Origin of the sequence: Burkholderia sp. BCC1644, assembly GCF_902833225.1 — a bacterium.
Classification (GTDB): domain Bacteria; phylum Pseudomonadota; class Gammaproteobacteria; order Burkholderiales; family Burkholderiaceae; genus Burkholderia.
In genome coordinates this window covers 127,036-141,433 of the sequence record NZ_CADFEI010000017.1, presented here as the reverse complement: position 1 = coordinate 141,433, position 14,398 = coordinate 127,036, and the positions used below count along the sequence as shown (strand labels likewise).

Annotated in this window: 15 protein-coding genes and 1 pseudogene; 8 read left to right on the top strand and 8 right to left on the bottom strand. The window is 66.5% G+C overall.

The window, feature by feature from the left end:
- Window positions 1-8 precede the first annotated feature (8 nt).
- From HWX87_RS28945 to HWX87_RS28930, 4 genes are all read right to left on the bottom strand, one after another.
- Window positions 9-467: a RidA family protein gene (locus tag HWX87_RS28945; RefSeq protein WP_006478174.1), complete on the bottom strand. Its 459-nt coding sequence runs from the start codon at window positions 465-467 to the stop codon at window positions 9-11.
- A 42-nt stretch (window positions 468-509) separates the two neighbouring features.
- Window positions 510-1,691 (bottom strand): PLP-dependent aminotransferase family protein, encoded by a 1,182-nt coding sequence (locus HWX87_RS28940; protein WP_176050452.1) that lies wholly within the window; start codon window positions 1,689-1,691, stop codon window positions 510-512.
- Window positions 1,692-1,843: 152 nt separating this feature from the next.
- Window positions 1,844-2,752 carry a DMT family transporter gene (locus HWX87_RS28935; protein WP_176050451.1) on the bottom strand — a complete coding sequence of 303 codons (909 nt, stop codon included), beginning with the start codon at window positions 2,750-2,752 and terminating at the stop codon, window positions 1,844-1,846.
- Between the two features lie 54 nt (window positions 2,753-2,806).
- Window positions 2,807-3,499 carry a VOC family protein gene (locus HWX87_RS28930; protein ID WP_176050450.1) on the bottom strand — a complete coding sequence of 231 codons (693 nt, stop codon included), beginning with the start codon at window positions 3,497-3,499 and terminating at the stop codon, window positions 2,807-2,809.
- 230 nt (window positions 3,500-3,729) lie between these two features.
- Between HWX87_RS28930 and HWX87_RS28925 the strand changes: the two genes are divergently transcribed.
- The 4 genes from HWX87_RS28925 to HWX87_RS28910 all read left to right on the top strand — a co-directional run bounded on the left by HWX87_RS28925 (window position 3,730) and on the right by HWX87_RS28910 (window position 8,331).
- A complete protein-coding gene (locus HWX87_RS28925) occupies window positions 3,730-5,190 on the top strand; it encodes a PLP-dependent aminotransferase family protein (RefSeq protein ID WP_176050449.1) in 1,461 nt (486 codons plus the stop codon).
- Between the two features lie 158 nt (window positions 5,191-5,348).
- Entirely contained in the window at window positions 5,349-7,247 is a 1,899-nt protein-coding gene (gene htpG / locus HWX87_RS28920; RefSeq protein WP_176050448.1) for a molecular chaperone HtpG, read from the top strand.
- An 8-nt stretch (window positions 7,248-7,255) separates the two neighbouring features.
- Window positions 7,256-7,855, top strand: a complete 600-nt coding sequence (locus tag HWX87_RS28915; RefSeq protein ID WP_176050447.1) for a chorismate lyase — start codon at window positions 7,256-7,258, stop codon at window positions 7,853-7,855.
- Window positions 7,855-8,331, top strand: coding sequence for a DNA-deoxyinosine glycosylase (locus tag HWX87_RS28910; protein ID WP_176050446.1), 477 nt, complete (start codon window positions 7,855-7,857; stop codon window positions 8,329-8,331). The genes HWX87_RS28915 and HWX87_RS28910 overlap by 1 nt, the downstream gene beginning before the upstream one ends.
- A 35-nt stretch (window positions 8,332-8,366) precedes the next feature.
- On the opposite strand, the gene HWX87_RS28905 is transcribed toward HWX87_RS28910, so the two are convergent.
- The gene (locus HWX87_RS28905) at window positions 8,367-9,170 is read right to left on the bottom strand and encodes a hypothetical protein (protein ID WP_176050445.1); all 804 of its coding nucleotides are present in this window, start codon (window positions 9,168-9,170) and stop codon (window positions 8,367-8,369) included.
- 75 nt (window positions 9,171-9,245) lie between these two features.
- Window positions 9,246-9,941 (bottom strand): mobilization protein, encoded by a 696-nt coding sequence (locus tag HWX87_RS28900; RefSeq protein WP_176050444.1) that lies wholly within the window; start codon window positions 9,939-9,941, stop codon window positions 9,246-9,248.
- Window positions 9,942-10,088: 147 nt separating this feature from the next.
- On the opposite strand from HWX87_RS28900, the pseudogene HWX87_RS28895 reads away from it, so the two are divergent.
- Window positions 10,089-10,335: pseudogene (locus HWX87_RS28895) on the top strand (DNA-deoxyinosine glycosylase); the annotation flags it as partial.
- A gap of 44 nt (window positions 10,336-10,379) precedes the next feature.
- On the opposite strand, the gene HWX87_RS28890 reads toward HWX87_RS28895, so the two are convergent.
- Window positions 10,380-10,634, bottom strand: a complete 255-nt coding sequence (locus HWX87_RS28890) for a hypothetical protein (RefSeq protein WP_176050443.1) — start codon at window positions 10,632-10,634, stop codon at window positions 10,380-10,382.
- A gap of 143 nt (window positions 10,635-10,777) precedes the next feature.
- Here HWX87_RS28890 and HWX87_RS28885 point away from each other — a divergent pair, with 143 nt between their 5' ends.
- The 3 genes from HWX87_RS28885 to HWX87_RS28875 all read left to right on the top strand — a co-directional run bounded on the left by HWX87_RS28885 (window position 10,778) and on the right by HWX87_RS28875 (window position 13,684).
- Window positions 10,778-11,695, top strand: a complete 918-nt coding sequence (locus HWX87_RS28885; protein WP_176050442.1) for a spermidine synthase — start codon at window positions 10,778-10,780, stop codon at window positions 11,693-11,695.
- A 199-nt stretch (window positions 11,696-11,894) separates the two neighbouring features.
- Entirely contained in the window at window positions 11,895-12,137 is a 243-nt protein-coding gene (locus tag HWX87_RS28880; protein WP_059233528.1) for a DUF3311 domain-containing protein, read from the top strand.
- On the top strand, window positions 12,134-13,684 hold the full coding sequence (locus HWX87_RS28875) for a sodium:solute symporter family protein (protein WP_176050441.1): 1,551 nt from the start codon (window positions 12,134-12,136) through the stop codon (window positions 13,682-13,684). Before HWX87_RS28880 ends, HWX87_RS28875 begins: the two co-directional genes overlap by 4 nt.
- 204 nt (window positions 13,685-13,888) lie before the next feature.
- Here the strand turns inward: HWX87_RS28875 and HWX87_RS28870 are convergent, their stop codons facing one another.
- Window positions 13,889-14,344 (bottom strand): VOC family protein, encoded by a 456-nt coding sequence (locus tag HWX87_RS28870; RefSeq protein ID WP_166960895.1) that lies wholly within the window; start codon window positions 14,342-14,344, stop codon window positions 13,889-13,891.
- Window positions 14,345-14,398 lie beyond the last annotated feature (54 nt).

The window sequence follows — 14,398 nt, the reverse complement described above, 5'->3', positions numbered from 1 at the left end:
TGCGCTCGTTACGCAACTTCGGCGATCAGCTCGATCTCGACGCACGCGCCGAGCGGGATCTGCGCAACGCCGAAGGCCGAGCGCGCGTGCTTGCCTGCGTCGCCGAACACTTCCGCGATCAGCTCCGACGCGCCGTTCGTCACGACGTGCTGTTCGGTGAAGTCGAGCGTCGAGTTGACGAGGCTCATCAGCTTCACGATGCGCGTGACCTTGTTCAGGTCGCCGGTGTGCGCGTGCAGCGTCGCGAGCAGGTCGATCGCGATCGAGCGTGCGGCGGCCTTGCCGTCTTCCGTCTGCAGATCCGCGCCGAGCTTGCCGGCCCAGACCTTGCCGTCTTTCTTCGCGATGTGGCCCGACAGGTACACCGTGTTGCCGCTTTGCGCGCTCATCACGTAGGCGGCAGCCGGGGCGCCGGCGGTCGGGAGCTCGATGCCGAGCGACTTCAGTTTGTCGTAGACGTTAGCCATGCGTTCGATTCCTCGTAGAGAGTCGTGACAGGAAAAAGGGGATCAGAGACGTTCGCGCAGCAGCTTGCCGAGGCGCGCGACGCCTTCCTCGATCTTCTCGGGCGGCACCGTCACGAACGACAGGCGCAGCGTGTTCTGCTGCGCGTTGTCCGCGAAGAACGGCGCGCCCGGCACGAAGGCGACGTGATCGTCGACGGCCGCGGCGAGCAGCTTCATGCTGTCGATCTGCGCGGGCAGGTTCACCCAGATGAACATCCCGCCTTCCGGGCGGTTCCACGTGACGCCTTCCGGCATGTGGCGCTCGAGCGCGCCGAGCATCGCGTCGCACTGCGCGCTGTACAGCTCGCGGATCGTCGGGATGTGCTCGTCGAGGAAGCCGTCCTTGATCACTTCGTGCGCGATGCGCTGCGTGAGCGTCGGCGTGTGCAGGTCGGTGGCCTGCTTGGCCTGCACGAGCTTGAAGTGGAGTTCTTCGGGCGCAATGATGTAGCCGATCCGCAGGCCCGGCGCGAGCACTTTCGAGAACGTGCCGAGGTGCACGACGTGGTCGGGCGCCATCGACAGCATCGTCGGCAGTGGTTCGCCACGGTAGTTCAGGGCACCGTACGGATCGTCTTCCAGCACCGGGAACGGGCTCGACTGCGCGAACGCGGCGAGCGCGCGGCGGCGCTCGACGGGCATGCGGCGGCCGGTCGGGTTCTGGAAGTTCGGCTGCGCGTACAGCAGGCGCGCGCCCTGGGTGAGTTCGGGCGTCAGGCCCTCCGGCAGCAGGCCCTGCTCGTCGGTCGGCACCTGCACGTAGCGCGGCTCGTACAGCGAGAACGACTGCAGCGCGCCGAGGTAGGTCGGCGTTTCGACGAGGATCGGGCTGCCCGGATCGACGAGGGCCTTGCCGAGCAGGTCGAGCGCCTGCTGCGAGCCGGTCGTGATCAGTACCTGCGACACGCGCACGCTGTAGCGCTCGGCGATCCATTCGCGCAGCGGCAGGTAGCCTTCGGTCGCGCTGTACTGGAGCGCGGCGGCCGGCGCGTCGCGCAGCACGCGGTCGGCGGCGGCGCGCATGCGCTCGGCCGGGAACGTCGCGGGGGCGGGCAGGCCGCCGGCGAACGAGATGACCTCGGGGCGTTCCGTGACCTTCAGGATCTCGCGGATCGCAGAGCTCGTCAGCTTGCGGGCGCGTTCGGAAAGCTGCCAGTGCGGCGGATGCAGGTCGCTCGGATTCATAGTCTCCTCGTTCGGATATCGTGGTCAGTCAAGAAAGGTCGTTCGGGCGCACCGCTTCGACGCTGCCGGGTGGGCAGGCGCGAACGCGATCGAGCCTTCGCGGCCGGGTGGGCAAAACCGATCAGGCAAAACAAACATTATGGCGCACCTCATCAACCGGCGCGAGCGGGACGCGGGGCCGTGGCGACCGCCGAGCGGCGCCCGAGCACCACGGTGGCGATCACGGCGGCCGCGAACAGCCACGTCGACGACGTGACCGTTTCGCCGAACAGCAGTGCGGAAAACGCGATCGTGAAGAAAATCTGCAGCAATTGCACCTGGCCGACGCGCGCGATGCCGCCCATCGCGAGCCCTGCGTACCACGCGAAAAAACCGATGAATTGCGAAAAGAGGGTCACGTAGCCGAACGCGAGCCAGGTGCGCAGCGCGAGCGGGCCCGGATGCGCGGCATGCTGCATCCACGCGAGCCAGCCGACCGGCAGCACGAGGAACGGCGCCGACACGACGAGCGCCCAGCAGATCACTTGCCAGCCGCCGATCTGGCGTGCGAGGCGCGCGCCCTCCGCATAGCCGAGCGCGCCGATGCCGACCGCGACGAGCATCAGCGCATCGCCGGCCTGCACGGTGCCGCCGCCGTCGCGCAGCGCGAACGCGATCACGAGCGCGCTGCCCGCGACCGCGCTGACCCAGAACGCCTTCGACGGCCGCTCGTGCGACAACCATGCCGCGTACAGCGCGACGAACAGCGGCTGCAGCCCGTTGACGACCGCGCCGTGCGACGCCGGTACCGATTTCATCGCCCAGGCGGAGAACACCGGATACGCGATGATCACGCCGGCCGACGTGATCGCGAGGCTTTTCAGCTGCGCGCGGGTCGGCAGCGCCTCGCGGCGCCACCACAGCAGCAGGCCGGCCGGCACGGCGGCGGCGAGCGCGCGGCCAAGCCCGTTGAGCAGCGGGTTGAGTTCGGACACGACGATGCGCGTCATCGGCAGCGTCAGGCTGAAGATCATCACGCCGATCAGGCCGAGCAGCATGCCCCGGGTTTCGCGCGAATTCATGTTGCAGGTGTCTCCGTATTGCAGGTCGTTGTAATGAGGAAAGCGGCAGGGCGTTCAGCGCAGCGTGCGTGCGCCCTGTGGGGTGTCGAATTCGGCGACGAGCGCGGGCGGGCCTTCACCCGCGTCGAGATCGAGCAGGTGGGCGGCGCCGAGCCAGTCGAGTTGTTCGCGGATGACGCCGGCATGCGGGTGGGTGCCCTTGAGCGCCTTCAGCGCGACACCGTCGCCCGGCAGCGATTCGGCCGGGTGGCGCGGGCTGTCCCACTGGATCAGCGACGGCGCGAGCCCGTCGCCCGAGCCCTGCCACGCGGGGAAGCTGCCGTCGTCGGGCACCGTGAGGCCCCAGCGCAGGTCGCCGCGGCTCATCGCGACCACGGGTGCGATACGGGCCGGGTACTGGCTCTGCCACAGGGCAAGCTGGCGCGGGCGGTCGACCCGCGCGACCCAGTGCGCGAGAAACGGGCCCTGCGCGAGTCGCGCGTGCATCGCCGGATCGTCGAGGCCGAACATCCGCGCGCGCGGCGGCTCTGCGCCGTCGCCTGGCGCCGGTGCGTCGGGGTCGATCGCGATCACTTCGAGGTAGAGCCCGCCCCACGCGCCGAACAGCGCATTGTGGGTCCGCATCAGCGGGTGACGGCCGCCGCCTGCCGGTTCGATGCCGAGTGCGTCGGCGACATGGCGAACGCCTTCGTCGAGCGTGCGCGCGGCGATCACGAGATGGTCGAGTGTCAGGGGGCGGGCTGGCATGAACGTCGGTCGGGAAGCGAAAGTGTCATGGTAGGCGGGCGAGGCGCCGGGCGGTAGCCGGCCCGGCCGGCGCACCGGCCGCGATGCAGGCCGGCGGGTGCAGCGCCAAGTGCGGCAGCGCCGGAACGGCGGCCGCACGATCGCCATTCCGGTCAACTGTAATCGTCGCTACCGGCACAGTAACGGTACAATCGGCGCGATACCCTTCGGTACAGTTGGAGCTGCCGCCCATGTCCACCGTCCCACTCGCCCAGATTCCCGCGCCGCACGACACGGCCACGCTCACGCTCGTCGACCAGCTGGTCCAGTGGGCGCGGCGGCGCATCGACGAACGCGTGTTTCGTCCCGGCATGCGGATGCCGTCGATCCGCAAGCTCGCGCTCGACAAGAGCGTGTCGCGCTTCACGGTCGTCGAGGCGTACGAGCGCCTCGTCGCGCAGGGCTACCTCGACTCGCGGCGCGGGTCGGGCTTCTACGTGCGCGAACGCACGGCCACCGGCCCGCAGCCCGCCGACAGCGTCGCGCGCGTGGCCGAGGCCGCGCCCGTGCACAACACGATCGACGTTGTCTGGTTGCTGCGCAACATGCTGCACACCGTCAGCCCGGAAAAGGGCCCCGGCCTCGGCTACTTGCCGGGCCGCTGGCTCGACGGCGAGCTGATCACCGGCGCGCTGCGTGCGCTCGGGCGCCAGTCGGGTGCGCAGATGCTCGGCTTCGGCACCGCGCAGGGTTTCCTGCCGCTGCGCCAGCAACTGCAGACACGCCTCGCTGAAGTCGAGATCGGCGCGAAACCCGAACAGATCGTGCTCGTATCGGGGATCACGCAGGCGATCGACCTGATTTCGCGGATCTACATGCGCCCGGGCGACGCGGTGATCGTCGGCGATCCCGCCTGGTTCCAGATGTTCGGCCGCTTCGCGGCGCAAGGCGCGCAGCTCGTCGGGATGCCGTACACGCCGGACGGCCCCGACCTCGACGCGCTCGAAACGCTGGTGCAGATGTGGCGCCCGAAGATGCTCGTGATCAACTCGGTGCTGCAGAACCCGACCGGCACGTCGCTGTCGGCCGCGCAGGCGTTCCGGATCCTGAAGCTCGCGGAAGCGTACGACTTCCTCGTCGTCGAGGACGACGTGTACGGCGACCTGTGCCCGCCGAGCTATCCGGCCACGCGCCTCGCGAGCCTCGACCAGCTGAAGCGCGTGATCTACCTCGGCAGCTATTCGAAGACGCTCGCGGCGAACCTGCGGGTCGGCTACGTGGCATGCGCGCCGGAGATCGCGAAGGCCGTCACCGACCAGAAGATGCTGGTCGGGATGACGACGCCCGAGCTCAACGAGCGCGTGCTTTACAAGATCCTGACCGAAGGGCATTACCGCCGCCACGTCGAGCGGCTGCGCGCGCGGCTCGACGGCGTGCGCGACAAGACCGCGCGGATGCTCGAGCGCACGGGGCTCGGCCTCTTCACGATGCCGGCGGCCGGGATGTTCCTGTGGGCCGACACGGGCGTCGATTCGGACGCGCTCGCGGCGGTCGCGCACGAGGCCGGCTTCCTGCTGACGCCGGGCAGCCTGTTCTCGCCGCAGCAATCGCCGTCGACGTGGATGCGCTTCAATGTCGCGAACTGCGGCGATCCGGCGCTGCCGGGGCTGCTGGCAGGCTATATCGACTCGGCCGTGCGGCGCGCGTCGTGACGCGGCGCGGCACGCCGCGTCTTGAAATTGCGCGCGCCGTCCCCAGATACGCGCGCAAACCGCTGGCGCCGGGCGACCGTTCTTCACGGACTCGCCGGCATCGCGCGCCGGGCGCCAGCGCCACACCATTCCAGTTCAAGTAAGAGGAAACAGCATCCATGGCACACGAAACGATGAGCTTTCAGGCAGAGGTCAAGCAACTCCTCCACCTGATGATCCATTCGCTCTACAGCAACAAGGAAATCTTCCTGCGCGAACTGGTGTCGAACGCGTCCGACGCGGCCGACAAGCTGCGTTTCGAAGGGCTCGCGGACAACGCGCTGTACGAGAACGATCCGAACCTGCGCATCCGCATCGGCTACGACAAGGCCGCGCGCACGATCACGATCGACGACAACGGCATCGGCATGAGCCGCGACGAGGCGATCGCGAACCTCGGCACGATCGCGCGTTCGGGCACCAAGGAATTCTTCACGAAGCTGTCGGGCGACCAGCAGAAGGATGCGGCGCTGATCGGCCAGTTCGGCGTCGGCTTCTACTCGGGCTTCATCGTCGCGGACAAGATCACCGTCGAGACGCGCCGCGCAGGCCTGCCGGCGAACGAAGCCGTGCGTTGGGAAAGCGCGGGCGAGGGCGATTTCACGATCGACGCGATCGAGCGCGCACGGCGCGGCACGACGATCACGCTGCACCTGCGCGAAGGCGAGGACGAGCTGCTGTCGTCGCACCGCCTGCAGTCGATCATCCAGAAGTACTCCGACCACATCGCGCTGCCGATCCTGATGCAGAAGGAAGAATGGGATCAGGAAAAGGGCGAGATGGTCCTGAAGGACGAGGACGAGACCGTCAATCAGGCAAGCGCGCTGTGGACGCGTTCGAAAAGCGACGTCACCGACGAGCAGTACACGCAGTTCTACCAGCATATCGCGCACGATCACCAGGATCCGCTCACGTGGACGCACAACCGCGTCGAGGGCCGCAGCGAATACACGCAGCTGCTGTTCGTGCCGTCGCACGCGCCGTTCGATATGTGGAACCGCGACTATCGCGGCGGCCTGAAGCTGTACGTGAAGCGTGTGTTCATCATGGACGATGCCGAGCAGCTGCTGCCGCAGTACCTGCGCTTCGTGAAGGGCGTCGTCGATTCGGCGGACCTGCCGCTGAACGTGTCGCGCGAGATCCTGCAGGAAAGCCGCGACGTGAAGGCGATCCGCGAAGGCGTGACGAAGCGTGCGCTGTCGATGCTCGAAGAACTCGCGAACGCGGAAGACGATGCCGGCAAGGAAAAGTACAAGACGTTCTGGGGCGCATTCGGCCAGGTGCTGAAGGAAGGCCTCGGCGAGGATCACGCGAACCGCGAGCGCATCGCGAAGCTGCTGCGCTTCGCGTCGACGCACGGCGACACCGATGCGCAGGACGTGTCGCTCGCCGACTACGTGTCGCGCATGAAACCCGAGCAGAGCAAGATCTACTACGTGACGGCCGACGCATGGCAGGCCGCGAAGAACAGCCCGCATCTCGAGGTGTTCCGCAAGAAGGGCGTCGAGGTGCTGCTGCTGACCGATCGCGTCGATGAATGGATGCTGTCGTTCCTGCAGGAATTCGATGGCAAGCCGCTCGCGAGCGTCGCGCGTGGCGACCTCGATCTCGGCGAGTTGAACGACGAAGAGAAGAAGGCGCAGGAGCAGGCGGGCGAGGCGATCAAGCCGGTCGTCGAGAAGATGAAGGAAGCGCTCGGCGACAAGGTGAAGGAGGTGCGCGTCACGTTCCGCCTGACCGATTCGCCGTCGTGCCTCGTCGCGGACGACAACGACATGAGCGGCTACCTGCAGCGGATGCTGAAAGCAGCCGGCCAGAACGCGCCGGCGATGCAGCCGATCCTCGAGATCAATCCCGAGCACGCGCTCGTGAAGCAGCTGAATGCCGATAGCGCCGATTTCGGCGACTGGGCCCATCTGTTGTTCGATCAGGCGCTGCTGGCCGAAGGCGGCATGCTCGACGATCCGGCGAGCTTCGTGAAGCGGACCAACGCGCTGCTGCTGTCGCGCACCGCGTGAACGCGCGCATGCGATTCGACGGCGGTCAGGCCGGCTGGCGTGAAACGCCGCGGCCTGGCTGCTCGCTCGACCAGCGCGACTGGCTGACGCGCGGCGGATCGCTGACCGCGCATCTCGCGCGGCTTGGCCGCGTGAACGTACGCGTGACGCGCGAGGCCGTCGACTGTCCGTGGTTCGACGAGCCGGACGCGCTCGCCAGTTCGCCGCGCGCGCCGATGTGGGTGCGCGAGGTGATCCTGTCGGTCGACGGCACGCCTTTCGTTGCCGCGCACAGCATCGCGCCGCTCGCCGCCAGCAAGGGTGTGTGGCAAGCGATGCGGCGGCTGCGCACGCGGCCGCTCGCGGAGCTGCTGTACAGCGATCCGCAGGTCGAGCGTTCGGCGCTCGTCAGCCGGCGCGTGATCGCCGGCCATCCGCTGTATGCCCTGGCGACCCATGCGCTTGGCGCGGGCGTCCGGCCGCCGCACGCGTTCGCCGCGCGGCGTTCGGTGTTCCAGCGTCACGGCAAGCCGCTGATGGTCACCGAGTGCATGCTGCCGGCGCTGTGGCGTCATCTCGATGCGTACGGCGACGGGCCGCGCCCGGGCGGTCCGGGCGGAGGTGCGTGATGCTGCAGGGCTTCGGGCCGGTCGTCGGGCCGGATACGCACACGATGATCCTCGGCAGCTTTCCGGGCGAGGCGTCGCTCGATGCCGCGCAGTATTACGCGCATCCCCGCAATCAGTTCTGGCGGTTGCTGGGGGCGGTGCTCGGCGAGCCGGCGCTTCATGACTTGCCGTACGATGCGCGGCTCGTGTGCGTGCTGTCACACGGCATCGGTATCTGGGACGTTCTCGATGCGTGCCATCGTCAGGGTAGCCTCGATTCTGCGATCCGGAATGCGAAGCCGAACGACTTCGATTCGTTGCGGGAACATGCGCCGTTGCTGAAGCGCGTGTGCTTCAACGGCAAGACGGCAGGGCGGTTCGCCGATGTGATCGGCGAGGCCGGGTACGAGACGCTCGTGCTGCCTTCGTCGAGCCCGGCGAACGCGATGTTGTCGTTCGATCAGAAGCTGGTGCTTTGGCGCGCACTTCGCTCCTGAGGCCCGTTGGATGCCGGGTATGCGGTGAAGCGGTATCAGGCGGGCGGCAGCAGGTGCCTGGCGCCCGTGGTCGCGGCAAGGCGACTTTGTGCGGCGACGAGCTGGTCATCGGTGGTCGCCACCAGCCACAGACGTGCGTGCTCCTCGATCCGGCGGTTGTGGTCCTTCAACGGGCCCATCGCGGCAGCGGCCTTCCAGACCACCGGGCCGATTCGGCTACTTCTGCCCGACGGCGCGCCTACCAGCAGGCAATAAGGTCCCAGCGGAAGCGATACGAACGGAAGTGCCGGACTCGCGATCACGCGCCAGTCGATGAAGGGTGTCTCGCTGATCAGCAGCGGCGTGGGCAAGCCGTAGAGCACACTGAAATCGTACAGCGCCAGCTGCTCTCGCATGCCGACGTAAATTCGCCGGATGTCGTCGACAACCGCCGCGCGGATCTCGTCCTCGAACATGGGTTCCTGCGCGTAGCGGTCAAATGCCTTTCGAGCTTCCCGTTGATACGCGCTGAACAGGCCGATCTCCACACAGTCCTGCACGGCGCGCTGGGTGTCCGCTACGGAACCGGCTTCCTCTGGCTTGCCCATCTGCGCAGCCCGCAAAAAGCGGGCGAGTCCCGCCTCGTGGATCGCAGGACCATCCGCAGATGCGTCGTCGTCAGCGTTCTTGCCGAGGGGCACATAGATATATTTCTCGGCGGCGAAATGCGATTTCTTGCCTTCATCGAACTTGATTTCGCCATCGACGCAGTCCAGATAGCGAGTCCCGATTCGACCGTGCTCCCAAACCCAATTTTTCAGGAACGGGCGCAGCGGATGCAGTTTGTCGTGATCGGCCATTGAAACCTCCAGGTTTCCCAGTATGCGCCATTCCAGCAACTCACCGCATCCCCCCGCACCGTCCGGCGCCCCTCGCTACAAGGCGAGCGTGCCCAACTCCTCATAAGTACGATGCAGCCAGACCTTGACGCGCTGCCGCTCCAGCAAGCCGAGCCCCGTGGCGGCGCGGTCGGGATGATTGACCGCCGCCCAGAAGCTCGCGCTTTGTCGATCGATCTTCTGCATCGTCGTATCGGGCAAGCGGCGCAGCGTAATCACGCTGGCGCCAAGGGCTTCGGCCCTCTCGCGTTCGCCGGATGCTTCCAGAATCTCGAAGCGATCGCCGCGGACTTCATTCAGCACCAGCACCAGCTTGATTCGTCCGCCGAATTCGTCGAGCCACTGCCGCAGCAGATCGACCGAATCGCGTCCAGTGTCCATCACGTGCCACCAGGTCAGCGTGAGGCCGTGTTCTTCGGCAAAATCCAATACGTCCGAATCGTCGAGCCACTTGGCGAGCGATTGCCGCGTCTGGGCCGCGAGGTCGACCAGTATGCGCCGCTGCGGATCCTCGAGCGCCGATTCCATGACAGGATCGAGGCTGTCATGCTGGTCGAGCACGGCAGGCGCGGCAAAATCGGCATAGAACCGCAGTAGCGCGCCGTGCGACCGGTCGGTATCGAAGCCCACGAAGGGTATGCTCCGATCGATGAAATACTGGGCCAGCACGCGGGCGGCGAGCGATTTTCCGACGCCGCCTTTTTCCCCGCCGATGAAGTGGATGTGGCTCATGCTTACGAAATCCCGTGTGATGGAGCAGGTATGGTCGGAGCGGATGTTGGCAGGCTTCGATGACATTACGGCGCAGCAGGTCACGTCGCAAGAAAGTGCATGCGCGGCAGCAGCATGCTGTCTGATCAACGCCGGTGTCAAACTGAACAAAATAGCAAGCAGTTCTGGTGATTGCCGGGGGCGGTGCTCGGCGAGGCGGCGATTCATGACCTGCCGTACGATGCGCGGCTCGTGTGCGAAGCGCGTGTGTTTCAACGGCAAGACGGCAGGGCGATTCGCCGATGTGATCGGCCAGGTCGGGTACGAGACGCTCGTGCTGCCTTGGTCGAGCCCGGCGAATGCGATGTTGTCGTTCGAGCAGAAGCTCGTGCGGTGGCGGCAGATTCGCGACTGATTTCGGCGTGAGGCGCAGGGACCGGCGGCCATCGAGCCCGACGTTCAATCGTCCTTGCCCCATCTCCATGTGGGCTTCTCGCCCTTGATCCAGCACACCACGGTCAGCAGCGCGACCAGCGCCACGATGCACGCCCCGTATGCGACCGGCGAGCGTTGCGGCGGCACCAGCCACGCGCTCGCGACGATTCCGATCACGAACAGCAGCAGCACGACCCACCCCTGCCACACGACCGGCAATCCCCAGCCCCAGCCATAGCGTTTCGCCGGGAACCAGATTTTCTTGTCGTTCGAGGTCATGTTTCCTCCTTCGAGCAATGAATGCCGTGAATCGCCAGCGGGATGCGAAGTCGGGTGCAGTCGGGCGCGCCTCGCGGCCGCCATCAACCACCAATGCTATCCTCTCGTCCGCTAAAACCAGCATCACCCAGCGAGATTCAATCATGACCCGACTGATCAAGCGTGCGTCCGCCGAGGCGCGTGCGTTCAAGCAAGGCAAGCCGTCCTCGTACAACGGCTCCGAAAAACTCCAGCCGCCGCGCGTGAAGCGCCGCCCGGACATCGACGAACACGACGACGTGCCCGTGCTCGAAGCGCCGCGCAAGCCGCGCTTCGCGCCCGTTACGTTCTCCGAAGAGGGCGGCGTGCGCTTCCTGCACTTCGGCACCGAATGGGTGCAGGGCGCCATGCGGATCTCGAAGCCGCTGCACATCGAGCTCGAATACGCGCAGCAGATGATGGCATGGCTGCTGTTCCTCGAAACGCCCGAGCGGATCGTCCAGCTCGGGCTCGGCACCGGCGCGCTGACCAAGTTCTCGCACCGTTTCCTGCCGAACGCGAAGGTCGAGGCCGTCGAGCTGAACCCGGCCGTGATCGTCGCCGCGCGCACGATGTTCGCGCTGCCGCCCGACGACGCACGTCTCGCCGTGCATGAAGCCGACGCGTGGGACTTCGTCAACGACCCGGCCAACCGCGGCACGATGGGCGCGATCCAGATCGACCTGTACGACGCGACCGCGCGCGGCCCCGTGCTCGACAGCGTCGCGTTCTACCGTGCGGTGCGCGGCTGCCTCGCCGACGCGGGCATCGCGACGATCAACCTGTTCGGCGATCATCCGAGCTTCGTGCGCAACATGAAGCACTTGAACGCGGCGTTCGAAAATCGCGTGATCGCGCTGCCCGAAGTGCACGACGGCAACCGGATCGCGATCGCGTTCTCGGGCCCCGCGCTCGACGTGCCGTTCGCGCAGCTCGACGCACGCGCGAAGCTGATCGAGGACACGCTGAAGCTGCCCGCACGCAAGTGGGTGAAAGCTTTGAAAGAAACGACCGGCGCACGCGACACCTCGTTCGCGATCTGACGCTTCATGCACCGGCGGCAGGCCGGTGCAACCACGCGACAAGGGGCGGATCACCTCGGGTTCGCCCCTGCTTGACCGCGTGCTCGCGGCTCCTATACTGGCGCGAAGCTAGGGGAGCCGCAGCCTACCCGTTTCGCCGCTCCTCTCGGCGCCGTACCCGCTCAACAAGATCGATAACCGGGAAAGAAGAGGAGACGTCATGGCTCACGATGCCGACGCCAACCGAGCCGCCAAGCGCTGGCTCTGGCTGCTGGTACTGCCGCTGATTGCGATGGTCTGGGTACCGTCCTACAGCAAGATCGAACCGCAGTTGTTCGATTTTCCGTTTTTCTACTGGTACCAGCTGCTGTGGGTCTTCATCAGCGCGGTGATCACTGCGTTCGTGTATTTCAAGACCAAGAACGCGTGGAAGGCGAGCGGCCCGCAGGGAGGTGGGCAATGAATCTCGGCGCAACCTTCGTCTTCGTCCTGCTGTTCATCGGCGTCACGATCATCGGTTTCCTGGCTGCGAACTGGCGGCGCGGCGATCTCGCCCATCTCGACGAATGGGGCCTCGGCGGACGCCGCTTCGGCACGATCGTCACGTGGTTCCTGCTCGGCGGCGACCTCTATACGGCCTACACGTTCGTCGCGGTACCCGCGCTGGTGTTCGGCGCCGGTGCGATGGGCTTCTTCGCGCTGCCGTACACGATCCTGATCTATCCGTTCGCGTTCGTCGTGTTCCCGAAGCTGTGGAGCATCGCGAAGCGGCACGGCTACGTGACGGCCGCCGACTTCGTCAACGCGCGCTACGGCAGCCGGATGCTCGCGCTCGCGATCGCGGTGACGGGCATCCTCGCGACGATGCCGTACATCGCGCTGCAGCTGGTCGGCATCGAAGTGGTGATCGGCGCGCTCGGTTTCGACACGACCGGCTTCGTCGGCGATCTGCCGCTGATCATCGCGTTCGCGATCCTCGCCGCGTACACGTACACGTCGGGGCTGCGCGCCCCGGCCATGATCGCGATCGTCAAGGACATCCTGATCTACATCACGATCGCGGCTGCCGTCATCGTGATCCCGGCGAAGCTCGGCGGCTTCGGGCACATCTTCGCGAGCGTGCCGCCCGCGAAGCTGCTGCTGAAGGCACCCGATGCGATGAGCCTGAACGGCTACAGCGCGTACGCGACGCTCGCGATCGGCTCGGCGCTTGCACTGTTCCTGTATCCGCACTCGGTCACGGCGATCCTGTCGTCGTCGTCGGGCAACTCGATCCGCCGCAACATGGCGATGCTGCCCGCGTACTCGTTCGTGCTCGGCCTGCTCGCGCTGCTCGGCTACATGGCGCTCGCGTCGGGCGTGAAGGACATGCCGCAGTACGCGCCGTACTTCAAGGCGTTCGGCCCGAACTTCGCGGTGCCCGCGCTGTTCCTCGAGTACTTCCCGTCGTGGTTCGTCGGCGTCGCGTTCGCGGCGATCGGCATCGGTGCGCTGGTGCCGGCGGCCATCATGTCGATCGCGGCCGCGAACCTGTACACGCGCAACATCCACCGCGAGTTCGTGAACCGCAACATGTCGCACGAGCAGGAGACGCACGTCGCGAAGCTCGTGTCGCTGATCGTGAAGGTCGGCGCGGTGGCGTTCATCCTCGGGCTGCCGCTGACCTACGCGATCCAGCTGCAGCTGCTCGGCGGGATCTGGATCATCCAGACGCTGCCCGCGATCGTGCTCGGCCTGTATACGCGCGTGCTCGACCATCGCGGCCTGCTGGCCGGCTGGGCCGCCGGCATCGTGTGCGGCACGTGGATGGCGATTTCGCTGAAGCTGGCCGGATCGATCTTCACGATCCACCTGTTCGGTCTCGCGATTCCCGGCTACGCGGCCGTGTGGTCGCTGATCGTCAACCTGGTGGTGTCGGTGGTCGTGAGCGTGCTGGTGCGCGTGATGGGGATGGCGCATGCGGAAGATCGCACGCGGCCGGAGGATTATCTCGACGTCGTCGAGGGCTGATTCCCCCACCTGCCGTTGCTGTTTCGACACGACGCCCGCGACGCTAGTCGCGGGCGTTTTGCATGGTGCGTCGTGAACGCCCCGTGCGACGGTGCATGCCGTTCGAACGGCGTGCTGGAGCAGGCGCTGACGAAGGTGCTGCGCAAATGGCGGGCCCGCCCGGATCGTCGCGTCAGCGCGGCGACCGGGCGGCACGCGCGTGCGTTACTGCCCCGCGCGTTGCGCGAGATCCTCGCGCTGCGACAGGTCTTCGACGTTGACCATCCAGTGCACGCCGAACCGATCCTTCGCCATCCCGAAGCCGAGCGCCCAGAACGTCTTGCCGAACGGCATCGTCACTTCGCCGCCGTCGGCGAGCGCATTGAACAGCTTCTGGCCTTCCTCGACCGTCGCCGGGTTCAGCGACAGCGAATAACCGGCATGCGCGGCGCCTGCCGGCTGGCTGCAGTCGCCGTCCGAGCACATGATCATCGAGTCGCCGATCGTGAAGCTCGCGTGCATCACCTTGTCGGCCATCTCCGGCGTCATCGGGTAGTCGGGGTTCGGCGGCGCATCCTTGAAGTGCATCTTGAACATCGTCTTCGCACCGAGTGCCTTTTCGTAGAACTGAAGGGCTTCGTCGGCACGACCGTAGAACGTCAGGTACGGTTGAACTTGCATCGTTGTCTCCTGTGATGGGCCGGACCCGCGTGTCGGCGCGGGTTCGGCGTCGTG

What these genes read in the sequence shown, in the direction of transcription:
- HWX87_RS28945 (WP_006478174.1), bottom strand. Translation starts at nt 467, where the DNA reads ATGGCTAACGTCTACGACAAACTGAAGTCGCTCGGCATCGAGCTCCCG.
- HWX87_RS28940 (WP_176050452.1), bottom strand. Translation starts at nt 1,691, where the DNA reads ATGAATCCGAGCGACCTGCATCCGCCGCACTGGCAGCTTTCCGAACGC.
- HWX87_RS28935 (WP_176050451.1), bottom strand. Translation starts at nt 2,752, where the DNA reads ATGAATTCGCGCGAAACCCGGGGCATGCTGCTCGGCCTGATCGGCGTG.
- HWX87_RS28930 (WP_176050450.1), bottom strand. Translation starts at nt 3,499, where the DNA reads ATGCCAGCCCGCCCCCTGACACTCGACCATCTCGTGATCGCCGCGCGC.
- HWX87_RS28925 (WP_176050449.1), top strand. Translation starts at nt 3,730, where the DNA reads ATGTCCACCGTCCCACTCGCCCAGATTCCCGCGCCGCACGACACGGCC.
- htpG (WP_176050448.1), top strand. Translation starts at nt 5,349, where the DNA reads ATGGCACACGAAACGATGAGCTTTCAGGCAGAGGTCAAGCAACTCCTC.
- HWX87_RS28915 (WP_176050447.1), top strand. Translation starts at nt 7,256, where the DNA reads ATGCGATTCGACGGCGGTCAGGCCGGCTGGCGTGAAACGCCGCGGCCT.
- HWX87_RS28910 (WP_176050446.1), top strand. Translation starts at nt 7,855, where the DNA reads ATGCTGCAGGGCTTCGGGCCGGTCGTCGGGCCGGATACGCACACGATG.
- HWX87_RS28905 (WP_176050445.1), bottom strand. Translation starts at nt 9,170, where the DNA reads ATGGCCGATCACGACAAACTGCATCCGCTGCGCCCGTTCCTGAAAAAT.
- HWX87_RS28900 (WP_176050444.1), bottom strand. Translation starts at nt 9,941, where the DNA reads ATGAGCCACATCCACTTCATCGGCGGGGAAAAAGGCGGCGTCGGAAAA.
- HWX87_RS28890 (WP_176050443.1), bottom strand. Translation starts at nt 10,634, where the DNA reads ATGACCTCGAACGACAAGAAAATCTGGTTCCCGGCGAAACGCTATGGC.
- HWX87_RS28885 (WP_176050442.1), top strand. Translation starts at nt 10,778, where the DNA reads ATGACCCGACTGATCAAGCGTGCGTCCGCCGAGGCGCGTGCGTTCAAG.
- HWX87_RS28880 (WP_059233528.1), top strand. Translation starts at nt 11,895, where the DNA reads ATGGCTCACGATGCCGACGCCAACCGAGCCGCCAAGCGCTGGCTCTGG.
- HWX87_RS28875 (WP_176050441.1), top strand. Translation starts at nt 12,134, where the DNA reads ATGAATCTCGGCGCAACCTTCGTCTTCGTCCTGCTGTTCATCGGCGTC.
- HWX87_RS28870 (WP_166960895.1), bottom strand. Translation starts at nt 14,344, where the DNA reads ATGCAAGTTCAACCGTACCTGACGTTCTACGGTCGTGCCGACGAAGCC.